The organism is Aminobacter aganoensis (assembly GCF_014206975.1).
Taxonomy (GTDB): Bacteria; Pseudomonadota; Alphaproteobacteria; order Rhizobiales; family Rhizobiaceae; genus Aminobacter; species Aminobacter aganoensis.
Genome location: NZ_JACHOU010000002.1, coordinates 598,058 through 613,521, shown reverse-complemented (window position 1 = coordinate 613,521; position 15,464 = coordinate 598,058). Strand labels below are relative to the sequence as shown.

The 15,464-nt window shown below is 65.5% G+C and carries 18 protein-coding genes; 10 read left to right on the top strand and 8 right to left on the bottom strand.

All coding sequences use genetic code 11. From position 1 onward, the window contains the following. Nucleotides 1-3 precede the first annotated feature (3 nt). The 7 genes from der to GGR00_RS07040 all read left to right on the top strand — a co-directional run bounded on the left by der (nucleotide 4) and on the right by GGR00_RS07040 (nucleotide 5,660). Nucleotides 4-1,440: a ribosome biogenesis GTPase Der gene (gene der / locus GGR00_RS07070; protein ID WP_184698776.1), complete on the top strand. Its 1,437-nt coding sequence runs from the start codon at nucleotides 4-6 to the stop codon at nucleotides 1,438-1,440. Between the two features lie 126 nt (nucleotides 1,441-1,566). Beyond that, entirely contained in the window at nucleotides 1,567-2,772 is a 1,206-nt protein-coding gene (locus GGR00_RS07065; protein WP_184698774.1) for a cell wall hydrolase, read from the top strand. 240 nt (nucleotides 2,773-3,012) lie between these two features. Then, nucleotides 3,013-3,423, top strand: coding sequence for an AtpZ/AtpI family protein (locus tag GGR00_RS07060; protein WP_055978444.1), 411 nt, complete (start codon nucleotides 3,013-3,015; stop codon nucleotides 3,421-3,423). Between the two features lie 38 nt (nucleotides 3,424-3,461). Beyond that, on the top strand, nucleotides 3,462-4,211 hold the full coding sequence (locus tag GGR00_RS07055) for a F0F1 ATP synthase subunit A (protein ID WP_184698772.1): 750 nt from the start codon (nucleotides 3,462-3,464) through the stop codon (nucleotides 4,209-4,211). A 71-nt stretch (nucleotides 4,212-4,282) separates the two neighbouring features. Then, the gene (locus GGR00_RS07050; protein ID WP_055978221.1) at nucleotides 4,283-4,507 is read left to right on the top strand and encodes a F0F1 ATP synthase subunit C; all 225 of its coding nucleotides are present in this window, start codon (nucleotides 4,283-4,285) and stop codon (nucleotides 4,505-4,507) included. Nucleotides 4,508-4,567: 60 nt separating this feature from the next. Further along, nucleotides 4,568-5,170, top strand: a complete 603-nt coding sequence (locus GGR00_RS07045; RefSeq protein WP_055978223.1) for a F0F1 ATP synthase subunit B — start codon at nucleotides 4,568-4,570, stop codon at nucleotides 5,168-5,170. Between the two features lie 10 nt (nucleotides 5,171-5,180). After that, on the top strand, nucleotides 5,181-5,660 hold the full coding sequence (locus tag GGR00_RS07040; protein WP_184698770.1) for a F0F1 ATP synthase subunit B: 480 nt from the start codon (nucleotides 5,181-5,183) through the stop codon (nucleotides 5,658-5,660). Nucleotides 5,661-5,794: 134 nt separating this feature from the next. On the opposite strand, the gene GGR00_RS07035 is transcribed toward GGR00_RS07040, so the two are convergent. Both GGR00_RS07035 and GGR00_RS07030 read right to left on the bottom strand, forming a co-directional pair. Then, entirely contained in the window at nucleotides 5,795-6,445 is a 651-nt protein-coding gene (locus tag GGR00_RS07035) for a ribonuclease HII (protein ID WP_055978227.1), read from the bottom strand. Between the two features lie 146 nt (nucleotides 6,446-6,591). Next, nucleotides 6,592-7,746: a PA0069 family radical SAM protein gene (locus GGR00_RS07030; protein WP_184698768.1), complete on the bottom strand. Its 1,155-nt coding sequence runs from the start codon at nucleotides 7,744-7,746 to the stop codon at nucleotides 6,592-6,594. 147 nt (nucleotides 7,747-7,893) lie between these two features. Between GGR00_RS07030 and GGR00_RS07025 the strand changes: the two genes are divergently transcribed. After that, nucleotides 7,894-8,397: a glycosyltransferase family 2 protein gene (locus tag GGR00_RS07025; RefSeq protein WP_184698766.1), complete on the top strand. Its 504-nt coding sequence runs from the start codon at nucleotides 7,894-7,896 to the stop codon at nucleotides 8,395-8,397. 2 nt (nucleotides 8,398-8,399) lie between these two features. On the opposite strand, the gene moaB is transcribed toward GGR00_RS07025, so the two are convergent. The 6 genes from moaB to GGR00_RS06995 form a co-directional block, all read right to left on the bottom strand. Then, nucleotides 8,400-8,951 carry a molybdenum cofactor biosynthesis protein B gene (moaB, locus tag GGR00_RS07020; protein WP_055978233.1) on the bottom strand — a complete coding sequence of 184 codons (552 nt, stop codon included), beginning with the start codon at nucleotides 8,949-8,951 and terminating at the stop codon, nucleotides 8,400-8,402. A 10-nt stretch (nucleotides 8,952-8,961) separates the two neighbouring features. Beyond that, nucleotides 8,962-9,828, bottom strand: a complete 867-nt coding sequence (locus GGR00_RS07015) for a 4-(cytidine 5'-diphospho)-2-C-methyl-D-erythritol kinase (RefSeq protein ID WP_055978235.1) — start codon at nucleotides 9,826-9,828, stop codon at nucleotides 8,962-8,964. A 10-nt stretch (nucleotides 9,829-9,838) separates the two neighbouring features. After that, a complete protein-coding gene (locus GGR00_RS07010; protein WP_055978237.1) occupies nucleotides 9,839-10,024 on the bottom strand; it encodes an NfeD family protein in 186 nt (61 codons plus the stop codon). Between the two features lie 84 nt (nucleotides 10,025-10,108). Continuing rightward, nucleotides 10,109-10,972: a S49 family peptidase gene (locus tag GGR00_RS07005; protein WP_184698764.1), complete on the bottom strand. Its 864-nt coding sequence runs from the start codon at nucleotides 10,970-10,972 to the stop codon at nucleotides 10,109-10,111. A 72-nt stretch (nucleotides 10,973-11,044) separates the two neighbouring features. Then, nucleotides 11,045-11,845 carry a tRNA1(Val) (adenine(37)-N6)-methyltransferase gene (locus GGR00_RS07000; RefSeq protein ID WP_055978240.1) on the bottom strand — a complete coding sequence of 267 codons (801 nt, stop codon included), beginning with the start codon at nucleotides 11,843-11,845 and terminating at the stop codon, nucleotides 11,045-11,047. After that, nucleotides 11,842-12,066: a putative signal transducing protein gene (locus GGR00_RS06995; RefSeq protein ID WP_055978242.1), complete on the bottom strand. Its 225-nt coding sequence runs from the start codon at nucleotides 12,064-12,066 to the stop codon at nucleotides 11,842-11,844. Before GGR00_RS06995 ends, GGR00_RS07000 begins: the two co-directional genes overlap by 4 nt. A gap of 151 nt (nucleotides 12,067-12,217) precedes the next feature. Between GGR00_RS06995 and GGR00_RS06990 the strand changes: the two genes are divergently transcribed. Continuing rightward, nucleotides 12,218-13,234, top strand: a complete 1,017-nt coding sequence (locus GGR00_RS06990; RefSeq protein ID WP_055978246.1) for a polyprenyl synthetase family protein — start codon at nucleotides 12,218-12,220, stop codon at nucleotides 13,232-13,234. A 180-nt stretch (nucleotides 13,235-13,414) separates the two neighbouring features. Then, nucleotides 13,415-15,418 (top strand): tetratricopeptide repeat protein, encoded by a 2,004-nt coding sequence (locus GGR00_RS06985; protein WP_055978248.1) that lies wholly within the window; start codon nucleotides 13,415-13,417, stop codon nucleotides 15,416-15,418. Nucleotides 15,419-15,464: the final 46 nt, after the last annotated feature.

Below are 15,464 nucleotides of genomic sequence, written 5' to 3'. Positions count from 1 at the left end.
CCGATGGCTTTCAAGATTGCGATAATCGGCCGGCCCAACGTCGGCAAATCCACTCTTTTCAACCGCCTGGTGGGAAAGAAGATCGCCCTTGTCGACGACACGCCAGGCGTGACGCGCGACCGCCGCGTCCATCCGGCCAAGCTTTACGATCTCGTCTTCGACGTCATCGACACCGCTGGTTTCGAGGACGCCGGTGCGGCGACCTTGCAGGGCCGCATGCGGGCTCAGACCGAGATCGCCATCCACGAGGCCGATCTCATCTTCTTCATGGTCGACGCCAAGGCCGGCCTGACCCCTGACGACCGTACCTTCGTCGAGATCGTGCGCCGCTCCGGCAAGCCGGTGGTGCTCGTCGCCAATAAGTCCGAGGCGCGCGGCGCCCAGGGCGGCGCGCTCGAGGCATGGGAACTCGGCATCGGCGAACCGGTGCAGATTTCGGCCGAGCATGGCCTCGGCATGCCCGACCTGCGCGACGCCGTCGTCGAGGCGCTTGGCAAGGAACGCGTCTTTGCCGACGGCGAGGACGATGCCGACGACATCGCCGAAAGCGACGTGCTGATCGGCGAGGACATCGCCGATCCCGACGCCGAGGACGAGCACGCCTACGACGAGACCAAGCCGCTGCGCATCGCCGTCGTCGGCCGGCCCAATGCCGGCAAGTCGACGCTGATCAATGCGCTGATCGGCGAAGAGCGCCTGCTGACCGGACCGGAAGCCGGCATCACCCGCGATTCGATCTCGGTCGACTGGGATTGGCGCGGTCGCGGCATCAAGCTGTTCGACACCGCCGGCATGCGCCGCAAGGCCAAGGTCCAGGAAAAGCTCGAAAAGCTCTCGGTGCAGGACGGCCTGCGCGCCATCCGCTTCGCCGAGATCGTCATCATCGTGCTCGATGCGACGATCCCGTTCGAGAAGCAGGACCTGCAGATCGCCGACCTGATCATCCGCGAGGGCAGGGCACCCGTCATCGCCTTCAACAAGTGGGACCTGATCGACAACCCGCAGGAAGCGCTCGCCGAACTGCGCGAGAAGACCGAGCGGCTGCTGCCGCAGGCGCGTGGCCTGCAGGCGGTGCCGATGTCGGCCGAAACCGGTCGCGGGCTCGACAAGCTGATGGACGCGGTCATGAAGACGCACCGCGTCTGGAACAGCCGCATCTCGACCGGAAAGCTCAACCGCTGGCTCGAAGGCATCCTGGCCCATCATCCGCCGCCCGCCGTCGCCGGCCGCCGCCTCAAGGTCAAGTACATCACCCAGGCAAAGACCAGGCCGCCCGGCTTCGTCGTCTCCTGCTCGCGCCCCGATGCGATGCCGCAGTCTTATGTGCGCTATCTCGTCAACAATTTGCGCGACGCCTTCGACATGCCCGGCGTGCCGATCCGCATGGCGCTGCGCACCTCGGACAACCCGTTCGCCGGGCGCGCCAAAAAGAAGAAGTGAAGCATCGAAGGGCTCGCATCGCGGGCCCTTCTTGCATGGCGGCACCGTTGCGCCCGTTAACGCTCCATCAAGGTTAATGCATCATTTTCATCTCCAGTAGGGTGTGTTGCGTCCTGGAGAGTTTCCGTGCATCGACGAGTTGTGAAGCGGCGGTTTGCTGCTGCCCGCGAGGGAATTGCTGCTGCCCGCGAGGGAAGACGTTCGTTCCTGGCGCCCGCCATCCTCGGGCTCGGAATCTGGCTCGGCTTTCCCACCGTCGCCGCCTACCAGGACATGACCAGCCTTGTCTCCGGCCTCGAAGGTCCAAAGGCGCGCTGGAGCTCCTACGTCGAGAAAGCTGCCGCCGGCTCGGTCCATGCCGCCGAAATGCCCTTCGTCGACGGTATCGTCACCGGCCCGATCTCGGGCTCGGGCGTCAAGATCGCCGGCGTCGGCACCGTCTCGTTCCGCGGCAAGAAATTCGGCGCATCCGATCTTCCCGACGAGGACCGCATCGTCCGCGTCGACAAGAAGGGCCGCATCATCAATGTCTCGCCGGTCGCGCCGCCGAGGAATTTCATCGCCGGTTCGGTATTCGAGCGCACCAGCTCGTTGCTGCGCCCGGCGCTCGACAGCAGTCTCAAGATGACCTTCGCCAAGCCCGACATCCGGGGCAAGGAAGTCGAGATCGCCGCCGCCTTCCACGCCAAGGAAACGAAGAGCAGGGCCTCCGGCGTGCCGCCGATGCTGGCGTCGCTGGTCAACAACGACAAGCCGGACATCCTCGCCACCGCCTACGCCCCGGCCGAGCCCGACTATGCCAAGGCTTCGCCCTTCGAAGCGCTGCTGCGCGACGAGGACGAGGCGAGCGGCCGCTTCATCCCGCCGATGGGCAAGGGCGATCATGCGTGGCTGCAGAACCCGCTGCCGGCCAGCGTCTTCTCCAAGGCCGAGCAGGCCTGCCTCGCCAACGGCATCTACTTCGAGGCGCGCGGCGAATCGGTGCGCGGCCAGGCGGCCGTCGCCCAGGTCATCCTCAACCGCGTCCGCAACCCTGCCTATCCCGGCAGCATCTGCGGCGTCGTCTACCAGAATGACGGCTGGTTCAACCGCTGCCAGTTTTCGTTCGCCTGCGACGGCATCAAGGACCGCGTCACCAGCCCGTCGCACTACAAGACGGCTCAGGATGTCGCCATGGCGGTCACCGCCGGCAAGATCTTCATCCCGGAGGTCGGTTCGTCGACCCATTACTACGCCAACTACGTCAATCCGGGCTGGGCCCGCGGCATGAAGAAGATGACCAAGATCGGCCTGCACATCTTCTATCGCACCTATGGCGGCGGCTGGAGCTGACGCGCTCATGCCTGGCTCGTGGAGTCGGGCCGGCGGGACGATTGGCGCGGGATTCGGCCGCTGATCGCCGGACGGAGCAGCGGGCAGGATGTCGCACTTCGCCAACCTCATGATTTTCTTATATAAAATACTTAGTTAGATGGGCGCCCCCGTGGCTTGACGGGCCGGGGCCCTCTAACTATGTTGCCGGCGACTTTGAAGCGGACGAACGGATACGCTCGGACCGGGCGGGAGTTTGCAATGGCCAAGCCATCAGGGCCAGGCGACACTGGAAACGACCGGCCTGAAAATCGAGCTGAAAACGACATTCGCGACGATGAACTCGAGCGCCGCCGGCAACAGCTTGAAGCAACTCTTGCGACAAGACGCCAGGCCGAGCGCGAGGGGGAAAAGAGTACAGGGTCGAGTGGTGTGACCGGCTACGGCCAGGCGCTCAAGCTGTCCAGCGAGTTCATCGCCGGGATCGCGGTGGGTGTAGGCCTCGGCTGGATCATCGATCGGATGGCAGGTACGTCGCCCTGGGGGCTGATCGTGTTTCTGCTGCTCGGCTTCGGCGCCGGTGTGCTCAATGTCCTGCGTTCGGCAGGAATGGTTACCGAGGCGGGTGTCAGGTCGTCTGGCAAGCCGTCGGACGGACCGGAAAAGAAATAGTGGCGCTGCAAGGCGCAATTTAGGCGAAGGGGGGCCACGTGGCCAACGATCCAATTCATCAGTTTCAGATCTCGAAATTGATTCCGATCGAGATCGGCGGCCTCGACTTCTCCTTCACCAATTCGGCCGCCTTCATGGTCGCCACCGTGATCGCCGCGGGCGCCTTCCTGTTCCTGACGACGTCGAGCCGCGGCCTCGTGCCGAGCCGCATGCAGTCGGTTTCGGAGATGTCCTACGAATTTGTCGCCTCGATGCTAAGAGACGCCGCGGGTTCGCAGGGCATGCGGTTCTTTCCGCTCGTCTTTTCGCTGTTCATGTTCGTGCTCGTCGCCAACCTGATCGGCCTGTTTCCTTATTTCTTCACCGTCACCAGCCATCTCATCGTCACCTTCGCGCTGGCACTGCTGGTCATCGGTACCGTCATTGTCTACGGCTTCATGAAGCACGGTTTCGGCTTCCTGAAGCTCTTCGTGCCGCAGGGCGTGCCGGGCATCCTGGTGCCGTTGGTGGTGCTGATCGAAGTGATCTCGTTCCTGTCGCGTCCGATCAGCCTGTCGGTTCGTCTGTTCGCCAACATGCTGGCCGGCCACATCACCCTCAAGGTTTTTGCCGGGTTCGTCACCTCGCTCAGCGCATTCGGCGCTGTCGGTGTCGTCGGTTCGATCCTGCCGCTGTTCATGACGGTCGCGATCACCGGCCTGGAAGTCCTGGTCGCATTCCTGCAGGCCTACGTGTTTGCGGTTCTGACCTGCATGTATCTCAACGACGCCCTGCATCCGGGCCACTGAGCAAGAATCGTCGGCGGCTCGCCGCCGGTCGGGAAATCGCAACTGAGTTTCGATCCACAAGGAGTTGGACAATGGAAGTAGACGCAGCAAAGGCAATCGGCGCAGGCATCGCGACCCTCGGCATGGGTGGCGCGGGCATCGGCCTGGGCACCATTTTCGGCAGCTACCTCTCGGGCGCCCTGCGCAACCCGTCGGCAGCTGACGGCCAGTTCGGCCGCCTGATTTTCGGCTTCGCCGTGACCGAAGCTCTCGGCATCTTCTCGCTCCTCATCGCTCTGCTGCTCCTCTTCGCATAAGAGCCGCGCAGGCGAGTTGACCGGCCGCAAGTTGCGGCCGGTAGATGACAGGGGAAAGAGATGTTTGTCACGCCGGGTTATGCCGAGGAAGTCGCGCCTGCGGCTGGGGAAGCTCAAACCGATGCCGGTACTGCAGCGCACACGGAAACGGGTGCGGAGCATGGCGGCGGCGGTGGATTGTTTCCGCCTTTCGATTCGTCGACCTATCCGTCGCAGCTCTTGTGGCTCGCGATCACTTTCGGCCTGTTCTATCTTTTCCTGAAGAACGTCGTGCTGCCGCGTGTCGGCGGTATCCTCGAGGTGCGTCGCGATCGCATCGCCGGGGATCTCGACCAGGCCGCCCGGATGAAGTCCGAGGCGGATGCGGCCGTGGCCGCATACGAGCAGGAGCTTGCCGAGGCGAAAGCCAGGGCAAACGCCATCGGCCAGGACGCACGCGACGCAGCCAAGGCGGAAGCCGAAGCCAAGCGCAAGGAAGTCGAAGCCGGGCTTGACCAGAAGCTCAGCGCTGCCGAGACCCGCATTGCCACCATCAAGGCCAACGCCATGAAGGAAGTGGGCTCCATCGCCGAGGACACCGCAGCTGCGATCGTCCAGGCTCTGGGTGCGGGCAAGGTCGACAAGGCCGACATCGCCGCTGCCGTCAAGGCAGCGGGCAAGTAGGAGAGAGGCCATGGACGCAACATTCTGGGCCACAGTCGCTCTCGTTATTTTTGTCGGGGTTGTCCTGTACCTGAAGGTGCCGGGCATGCTGTCGAAGTCGCTCGACGACCGCGCCGACCGCATTCGCGCCGAGCTCGAAGATGCACGCAAGCTGCGCGAAGAAGCCCAGCAGCTGCTCGCCGAGTATCAGCGCAAGCGCAAGGAAGCCGAGAAGGAAGCCTCCGAGATCGTCGAATCGGCGAAGCGTGAAGCAGGCATTCTTGCTGAAGAAGCGCACAAGAAGACCGAGGAATACGTTGCGCGCCGGACCGCGCTTGCCGAGCAGAAGATCGGCCAGGCGGAGCGCGAGGCGATCAACGAAGTCCGCGCCAATGCAGTCGACCTCGCGGTCGAAGCGGCCCGCCAGGTTCTGGCCGGCAAGGCTGACGCGAAGACCAATGCCGAGCTGTTCAAGGGTTCGGTTCAGGAACTGAAGGCCAAGCTCAACTAAGTCGAGCACGCCGAAAAGAATGCAGAAAGCCGCTGGAATTTCCGGCGGCTTTTTTGTTTTCGGGACGTGCCTTGGGAGATCGAAGCATCTGGGTAGGTCGAGCGGGCGAGCCTCGAAGTGTCGTGCGGGTGCGGTCAGTCCCGGAACGGCGCGAAGGACACGCGATGGATGCGCACCGCAGCGCCATGCTCGACGATCGCTGCGCGGTGGCGGGCGGTGGCATAGCCCATATGCACCTCGAAGCCGTAGCGATTGTCGTTTGAGCCGCAGGCCGACATCATCCGGTCGCGCGTCACCTTGGCGACGATCGAGGCGGCTGCGATGGATTGCGAACGCTGGTCGCCCTTGACCAACGCCTTGCAGGTGCAGGCGAGACCGGGCGGCACGTCGCGGCCGTCGGCAAGGGCCGATTTCGCGGTCATCGGCAGGCCCGCCAGCGCGCGGCGCATCGCTTCCAGGCTTGCCTTGCGGATGTCGCTGCGGTCGATGCTGTCGGCCGAGACGGAAGCAACGGCGACGCCCAGCGCCTTGGCCAGGACGTCATCGAACAATGCCTCGCGCTGGGCAGCGGTCAGCCGCTTGGAATCGTCGAGGCCAGCGGGGATGTTGTCGGGATCGAGCACGACGGCTGCGGCCACGACCGGGCCGGCGAGCGGTCCGCGTCCGGCCTCGTCGAGACCGGCGCATGGCCACAACCCTCCCGAGATCGCTTTCGTTTCGAAGGCGAAGTCGGGCTTGTCGATGAACTCGAAGAGGGGCGGAGAATCGGAACGCGGGCGAGCCATAGTGCGGCGATGCTCGCATCGGCTCCGATTATCCGCAAGACCTTCCCGGCCGATTGGGGCGGCGGCCCGGGAAGGCACCGTCGACTGGCCACGGGGAGGGGCCGGACGGGATCTCATGCAGCGGGCATGGCCTGCCCGCGCCGTGGTCAGAGCAGCATCAGTTGCTGCTGGTCCTTGGGGGCAGCCTCGAACAGATCGGTGCGCAGCGGCGTCCGCACCGAGTTGAGGCCGAGGCGCTGGGCGGCGATCTCGAAACGGCGGCCGATCTGCCAGGCATAGGGGCCCTTGCCCTTCATGCGCTTGCCCCACTCGGAATCGTAGTCCTTGCCGTCGCGCATCGAACGGATCAGCGACAGCACGTGGCGATAGCTGTCGGGGTAATGGCGCAGCAGCCAGTCCTTGAAGATCGGGCTGACTTCGAGCGGCAGGCGCAGGATGACGTAGCCGGCGCTGGTCGCACCGGCGGCCTTCGCCGAATCGAGGATGCGCTCGATTTCCTGGTCGGTGAGCCCGGGAATGATCGGCGCCACCATCACCGAGACCGGGATGCCGGCATCTGAGAGTTGCCGGATCGCCTCGAGCCGCTTGGTCGGGGTCGCGGCGCGCGGCTCCATGGTGCGCGCCAGCAGGCGGTCGAGCGTCGTCACCGACAGCGCCACCTTGGCCAGACCCTTCTCGGCCATGCGGCCGAGGATGTCGATGTCCCTGACGATCATCGCCGACTTGGTGACGATGCCGACCGGGTGGTTGCGCGCCTCCAGCACCTCGAGCACCTCGCGCATGATGCGCCAGTTCTTTTCGATCGGCTGGTAGGGGTCGGTGTTTGTGCCGATGGCGATGGTGCGCGGCTGGTAGCCGTCCTTCGACAGCTCTCGGTCGAGCAGCCGCGCCGCGTCGGGCTTGGCAAACAGCCTGGACTCGAAGTCGAGCCCGGCCGACAGGCCCATGTAGCTGTGGGTCGGCCGGGCGAAGCAGTAGACGCAGCCATGTTCGCAGCCGCGATAGGGGTTGATCGAGCGGTCGAAGGAGATGTCCGGCGACTCGTTGCGGGTGATGATGGTGCGCGGCTTTTCGACCTGTACTTCAGTCTTGAACGGCGGCAGCTCTTCGATGGTGCTCCAGCCGTCGTCGAAGACATGGCGGCTGACCGGCTCGTAGCGCCCTGACGGATTGACGCCTGCGCCACGGCCGCGCCTGCGTTCATGGTTGATGCGCAGGCCGCTTTCCTCGACCATGGCATTGGCCATCCCGGCTCCGCCGCCCTTGAAGGCAGCAATATCGGCACACGCAATGGGTTCCATTTCACTGTCTCCCGGAGGGAAAAGCGCCGTCCGTCGATTCGTCCAGCATGAAACTATTCCTATTCGGCGAATGAGAACAAAGCAAGAACTTTGTCTATGCGGCGGCAAAACTGGCGCTGGGCCCGGCTTTCGGATATGCGGCTAGGGATGTTGAGCGTTCTGATCGAAACCAGGGACGACGAGGAGGGGCTGGCGCGCACGCTGGCCTCGCTGGTCGGTGCTGCCGTCGAGGGCGTGGTGCGCGAGGTGATCGTCTGCGATCTCGGCTCGACCGACCAGACGCACTATGTCGCCGAGCATGCCGGCTGCGGCTATGTCGCCAGCGGCGGCATCAAGGCCGGCATCGCGCAGGCCAAGAGTGACTGGCTGCTGCTGGTCGAACCCGGCGCCCGCCTGGCCGAAGGCTGGACCGAGGACGCGGTGCGCCACATGAGCCGGCTGTCCATGGCTGCCCGCTTCACCCGGTCGAGGGCAAGCAACCGACCGTTCTGGGCGCGGGTGACATCACGGCCCCGGGCACTGGAGCAGGCGCTGATCATCACCAGGAAGCAGGCGATGGTGCAGGCGCGCAACGGCGCCGATGCCGAAGGCATCGCCCGCGGGCTGGCGATGAAGACGCTCGACGCCGAGATCGTCGTCGCCCAGCGGTAGCGTCAGGCTGTCTTGGTGCCGCCGCGCCTGAGATGTTCGTCGAGCCGCGGCATGATTTCCACGAAGTTGCATGGCATGTGGCGGTAGTCGAGCTGCGCCTTGAGGATGCCGTCCCAGGCGTCGCGGCAGGCGCCGGGCGACCCCGGCAGCACGAAGACGAAGGTGGCGTTGAGCACGCCGCCGGTGGCGCGCGACTGGATCGTCGACGTCCCGATCTTGTCGTAGGAGATGCGGTGGAACACCTCCGAGAAGCCGTCCATGCGCTTTTCGAAGATAGGCTCCAGCGCGTCGGGCGTGACGTCGCGGCCGGTGAAGCCGGTGCCGCCGGTGGTGATGATGACGTCGATCTCGGGGTCGAGCGACCAGGCGGTGACGCGCTCGCGGATCTTGTCCTTGTCGTCAGTGACGATGTCGCGTGCCTTGAGCACGTGGCCGGTTTCAGTGATGCGGTCGGCCAACGTCTGGCCCGACTTGTCGTCGGCCAGCGTGCGTGTGTCGGAGACGGTGAGCACCGCGATGCGGACAGGCACGAAGGGGCGGGGCTCGCTTGCCATTCCTGGGCTCCTAGGTCCGCGTCACGGTGGCGGTGCTGAACCAGCCGGGATGCGCGTTCGAGATCGCCGCTGCCGCACGCGTAGCGGCTGCTGCGCTGTCGAAGATGCCGAAGCAGGTGGCGCCGGAGCCCGACATGCGGGCGAAGGCGGCACCTGAACTGCGAAGCGCGGCCAGGACCTCGGCGATCGACGGTTCGATCGACATCGCTGCCTGCTCGAGGTCGTTGCGGCTCGTGGCGAGCCAGTCGAGCACGGTGTCGGCACTGTCGAGCGGCGCAAGCGGGGCATTGTCGCGCGAGGCCAGCGCGCGGAACACTTTTGGCGTCTCCACGGCGATGCCGGGATTGACCAGCACCATCGGCAGGGCCGGAAAATGCCGGACCGGATCGAGCTTTTCGCCGATGCCGCGGGCAAGGAGAGGGTGCCCGGCGAGGCACATCGGCAGGTCGGCGCCGAGCGGCAGGGCGAGGCGCGCCAGTGCGGCGGCGTCGGCCGGGAGGCGCCAGAGCCGGGACAGCGCGCGCAGCGTCGCCGCCGCATCGCTCGAACCGCCGCCGATGCCGGACGCGACAGGCAGGTGCTTTTCGAGCGAGATCGAAACCGGCTGGGCGGCATGGGCGGGATAGGCCGCCCGCAGCGCGTCGCGGGCGCGCAGGACGAGGTTGCCGGCATCGCGCGGCACGTCGCCGGCGAAGGGACCGTCGACGAAGAAGCAGTCTTCGCTCGACGCCGCAACCGTGATGCGGTCGCCGAATTCGGCGAACACGACGAGTGTCTCGAGCAGATGGTAGCCGTCGGCGCGCCGGCCGGTGACGTGCAGCGCGAGATTGATCTTGGCCGGGGCGAGTTCGGCGAGCGGAACGCTGTTCAGGGTCACGAGCCGGCGTTCATTCCTTCTCGAGCCGGTATTCGCCGGTCTCGGGGTCCTTGACCAGCGTGCCCGAGGCGCCGGTCTCGCGCTGGCGCTCGTTGCGCCGCACCTTGGCCGTCACCCGCTCGGCCTCCCTGATGAAGGAGCGATAGCCGATATAGGCGACCACGCCGACAAGCGCGAAAAAGATGAGCTGAGGCATCGTCATTCTCCTCCCTTCGGTTGCCGGGTGCGTTTCCGGCCAGCCGGGGTCATTCCCCGATGATAGTCCGCGGTTTCGGCTTTTTCAAAGGCCGAAGCGGCTCCACAATGCGCGCTCTTCCGCCGCATCCACCAGCCCCGAGGCGACGGCGCCGGCGACATCGGGGCCAAAGCCTGAAGTCGAAGAGCCGAGGCCGAGGCGGCGGCCGAACAGGCCGCGCGGCGCGGTGATCAGCTTGAGTTCGGCCTTGGCGCCGTAGCGGTCCCTGAGCACGGTGCGCATGTCGCCGAGGGAATCGACCAGGCCGAGCTCCAGCCCCTTCTTGCCCGACCAGAACAGGCCGGTGAACAGGTCCGGGTCGTCCTTGAGCTTGCCGCGGCGACGGTCCTTGACCAGGTCGATGAAGGTCTCGTGCACTTCGAGCTGCAGCTTCTTCAGCCGCTCGATGTCTTCCTTCTTTTCCGGCTGGAACGGATCGAGCGTCGCCTTGTTCTCGCCCGCCGTGTAGACGCGCCGCTCGACGCCGATCTTCTTGATCAGGTCGGTGAAGCCGAAGGAAGCCGACACCACGCCGATCGATCCGACGATGGACGAGGGGTCGGCGATGATCTCGTCGCCGGCGATCGCGATCATGTAGCCGCCCGAGGCGGCGACGTCCTCGACGAAGACCAGCACCTTCTTGTTCTTCTCGGCGGCAAGGTCGCGTATGCGCTTGTAGATCAGCCGCGACTGCACCGGCGAGCCGCCGGGAGAGTTGATCGAAATGGCGACCGCCGGGCCGGGAATGGCGAACGCCTTCTCGATCAGGCCGGCAGTGGTTGCCAGCGAAAGGGTCGGCCGGAACTGGCCGCCGCCCGACATGATCGCGCCCTGCAGCCTGAGCACGGGAATGACGACCTCGCCGCCACGCATCGATCTCGGCAGCAGGCGGCGCAACAGCTTCTTCACGTTTCGGTCTCTCCGGTCTGTGTCATGCGGGATGTATGCATTCCTGCGACATCCGCAATGCTTTGGCGTTGCTCAGTCGCCGAAAAGCGACGAGCGGCCGTTGCTTATATCATCGGCGCGTTGCGACAACCTGTCGTCCGCATCGCGCAGCACGAGCGGCGGGCAGAGCGCCAGCGGCGCCCGCGAGGCCCTGACGGCGCGCACGACGACGCGGATCGCGGCGGCGTCGGCGCGGGGATGGACCGGCACGATCTCGACCTTGCCAAAACGCCCGTCCAGGGCGCCGAGGATGGGGGCCAACTGTTCCGGCCGGGCGATGATGGCCAGCCCGCCGCGCGGCCTGACGACTGCGGCGGCACTGCGGATCCAGTTCTCGAACAGCCCGTCGTCCATGACGTGCGCCTGCCGCTTCAGCGCGTCCGGCGTCGGCCGGTGATGCGGCGGATTGAAGGGCGGGTTCATGATGACGAAGTCGAGCGAGCCGTCGGCAAGCCCGGCCTGGGTGCGTGCCTTACCCGAAAGGCCGACATCGGCGACGAGCACGGAGGCGCGTTGGCGCAGCTGCGCATTGCCGGGATGGGCAAGCGTGGCGTCGGCAAAGGCCGCCATTTCAGGCGTGAGCTCGACGAGCACCACCTCTGCCTGCTTGCAGCGCGAGGCGACCGCAAGGCCGGCAGCACCGGCGCCGGCCCCGAAATCGGCGAGCCGGCCGGCGAATGAGCCCGGTACGGCAGCGGCGAGCGTCAAGGCATCCATGCCGGAGCGGTGGCCGTTGTCCTTCGGCTGGACCAGCCAGAACTCGCCGCGGTGGAAGGCGTCCACCGTGTGCGGCGGCAGATCCACGTCCGGGGCTGGCGGCGGTTCGGCTGTCACTTCTGGCGGATTTCGTGCTCGATGCCGGCATCCGTCAGCAACTGGCGCGCCTCGTCGGCGTCGTCCTCGTCGATCATGATGCGGCGCGGCAGGATGCCGATCGAACCGTCGAGCACGCTCATGTTCTGGTCGGCGACGAAGCAGCCGATGCCGGCATCGCGCAGCAGCGATTCCACGAAGGAGATGATGACGGCGTCGTTGGTGCGGATGAGTTCGATCATGCCGGGGAAATTCGCAGTTTGAGGCCGTGAAGTAAACGCCGCGTGTTGCACCGCGCCAATTCGCCACTTGCGGGTAGAGTGCATGCCGCCTTAGAATCGCCTAAGAGCTACGCGCGCGACCACGCGCCTGTGTAAACTGGGAGTGTAGGCCTTGGGTGTCGTTCTCAACATCGAGAAGGGAAAGCGGGACGCTGCGTCGATCAAGGATTTGATCGACCTGACTTCGGCCGACATGGCCAGGGTCAACGAGCTGATCCTTTCCAAGGCCGGCTCCGATGTCGAGATGATCCCGGAGGTCGCCAACCATCTCATCTCCTCCGGCGGCAAGCGCCTGCGGCCGATGCTGACCCTGGCAGCCGCCCAGATGTTCGGCTACTCCGGCGAAAACCACGTCAGGCTGGCCACGTCGGTCGAGTTCATGCACACAGCAACGCTGCTGCATGACGACGTCGTCGACGAAAGCGACCTGCGTCGCGGCAAGAAGACGGCCCGCACCATCTGGGGCAACCAGGCGAGCGTGCTGGTCGGCGACTTCCTGCTCGGCCAGGCGTTCCGCATGATGGTCGAGGTCGGTTCGCTCGAGGCGCTCGACATCCTGTCGTCCGCCGCATCGATCATCGCCGAGGGCGAGGTCATGCAACTGGCTGCCGCCAAGAACCTCGAAACCACCGAGGACGAGCATTTCGCCGTCATCAAGGCAAAGACCGCGGCGCTGTTTTCTGCTGCCGCCGAAGTCGGCCCGGTGATCGCCGGCGCCTCGAAGAACGACAAGGCGGCACTGCGCTCCTATGGCATGAATCTCGGCCTTGCCTTCCAGCTTATCGACGATGCGCTGGATTATGGCGGTTCGGCCAAGGACCTCGGCAAGAATGTCGGCGACGACTTCCGCGAGGGCAAGGTTACCCTGCCGGTGATCCTGAGCTACCGTCGTGGCACCGCTGCCGAGCGCGCATTCTGGAAAAGCGCGATCGAGGATGGCGCCACCGACGACGCCGCCCTGGAGAAGGCCGTCGGCCTGATGGTGCGGCACGGTGCGATTGCCGACACGATCGGACGCGCCAGCCATTTCGGCGAGATTGCCCGCGACGCGCTCGCCCCGCTCGAACAGACGCCGCAAAAGTCGGCATTGCTCGACGTCATCGATTTCTGCATCAGCCGCGTCGTCTGAGGCCGGCCCTGGTTCGCGCATCCGCCGCCGGCTGTGCAAACCTTGGACCGGCTGTCGGATTGTGAAGCGGCTGCGGATTGATGCGCGACCCCAAAAAGGCCATGCTTGGCGCAGACAAGCGGTTGCGACCCGGCTTACGGGTGTCATGATGACCGTGGGACCTCACTAGGAAGGACTTTCATGCGGCAGCGACGCGCGATCTGGCTGTTGGGCCTTGCGGCTCTGGCGGGCTTTACCGCCCTGACCCAGCCCGGATATGCCAAAGAGATCACCGAGCCGGTTGAAATCAGCTCGTTTTCCGGCGCTTACCTGGCGGCGCGTACCGCCGAAGCCGACGACGACCTGGACAGCGCCATCGCCTATTACAAGCGCGCTTTGGCCTTCGATCCCGAAGACACCGCCCTGCAGCAAAGCGTGATGCTGGCGCTGATCGCGCAGGGCCGCTTCGATGAATCGCTGCCCTATGCCCAGATGCTGAAGACGGTCCCCGACGTCGAGCGCTTCTCGCGGCTGGCGCTGGCCGTCGATACGTTTCGCAAGAAGGATTACGAAGCCGCCCAGAACTGGCTCAAGCTGGCGCTCGAATCCGACCTCGACCGCCTGATCACCGGTGTGATGACCGGCTGGGCCAAGCAGGGCGAAGGCAAGGCCGGCGACGGGCTGCAGTTCCTCGACAAGCTCGAGGGACCCGAATGGTACGACCTGTTCAAGACCTACCATCGTGCGCTGATCGCCGAGTCTGCCGGCCAGAAGGACAAGGCCGGCGAGATCTACAAGGCGGCGATCGACAATCTCGGCGCCGGCAGCGCCGCGCCCGAAACCTGGATGCGTGCCGCCGAGGCCTATGCCGGCTTCCTGGCGCGCGGTGGCAAGAAGACCGAAGCGCTGGCGGTCCTCGACCGCGCCGACGAGTTTGCGCCGGGCAAGTTGCCGATTTCGTCCTTGCGGGAAAAGATCACCAAGGGCGAGAAGATTGCGCCGCTGGTCTCCGGCCCGAACGACGGTGCCGCCGAAATCCTGCTCAACCTGTCGACCGCGCTCAATCGCGGCGGCGGCGAGCCGTTCGTCCGGCTGTACCTGCAATACGCGCTGGCGCTGAAGCCGGAGAGCGACGAGTTGCTGGTGCAGCTCGCGGCGATTGCCGAACAGCAGCAGGACGGCGAACAGGCGATCGCACTCTATCGCCGCGTGCCCGCATCCTCGCCGCTCAAGCGGCTGTCGGAACTGCAACTCGGCCTCAACCTTGCGGACCTGAAGCGCCACGACGAGGCGATCAAGCATCTCAAGGCACTGGTCGACGCCAATCCCGAAGACATGCGCGGTTATCTCGCGCTCGGCGGCGTCTATGCGGCGACCGACAACTACCGCGCCGCAGCCGATGTCTACGACAAGGCTGTCGGCGTGCTGAAGACGCCGACCAACGTCAACTGGAACGTCTTCTACCAGCGCGGCATCGCCTATGAGCGGCTCAAGGAATGGCCGAAAGCCGAGCCGAACTTCCGCGAGGCGCTGAAGCTGTTCCCCAACCAGCCGCAGGTGCTCAACTATCTCGGCTATTCCTGGGTCGACATGAACATCAATCTCGAGGAGGGCCTCGGGATGATCAAGCAGGCCGCCGACCTGCGTCCGAGCGACGGCTACATCATCGATTCGCTCGGCTGGGCCTATTATCGCCTCGGCCGTTTCGACGATGCCGTGCGCGAGCTGGAGCGTGCCGTCTCGCTCAAGCCCGACGATGCGGTTCTCAACGACCACCTCGGCGATGCCTACTGGCGCGCCGGGCGCCGGCTCGAAGCGACGTTCCAGTGGAGCCATGCGCGCGACATGAAGCCGGAGCCCAATGTCCTGGCCGACGTCGAGCAGAAGCTGGCGAAAGGCATGCCGCCGATGCCGGAGAAGCCGACGGCCCTCGAAGCCCCGGCAAAGCCGCCGGTGGTCAAGCCGGCAGCCCCTGCAACGGACAGCCAGAAGAAGAGCGAGCTGGAGACGCCGGCGACAGAGCCCGTGGTCCAGGCCATCCCTGCCGCCTACAAGGTGCAGCGTGGCCAATCGCTGTGGTCGATCGCCAACGAGGTGCTGGGCAATGGCGACCGCTACCGCGAACTGCTCGATCTCAATCCCGAACTGCGCGGCGATCCGGCCCGCCTGGCGCCCGGACAGGAACTGCGCCTGCCCGGCAATTGACCGGCAGCATTGGCGGCGGCTGAGCGCCGCTGCTTGACCCATATCT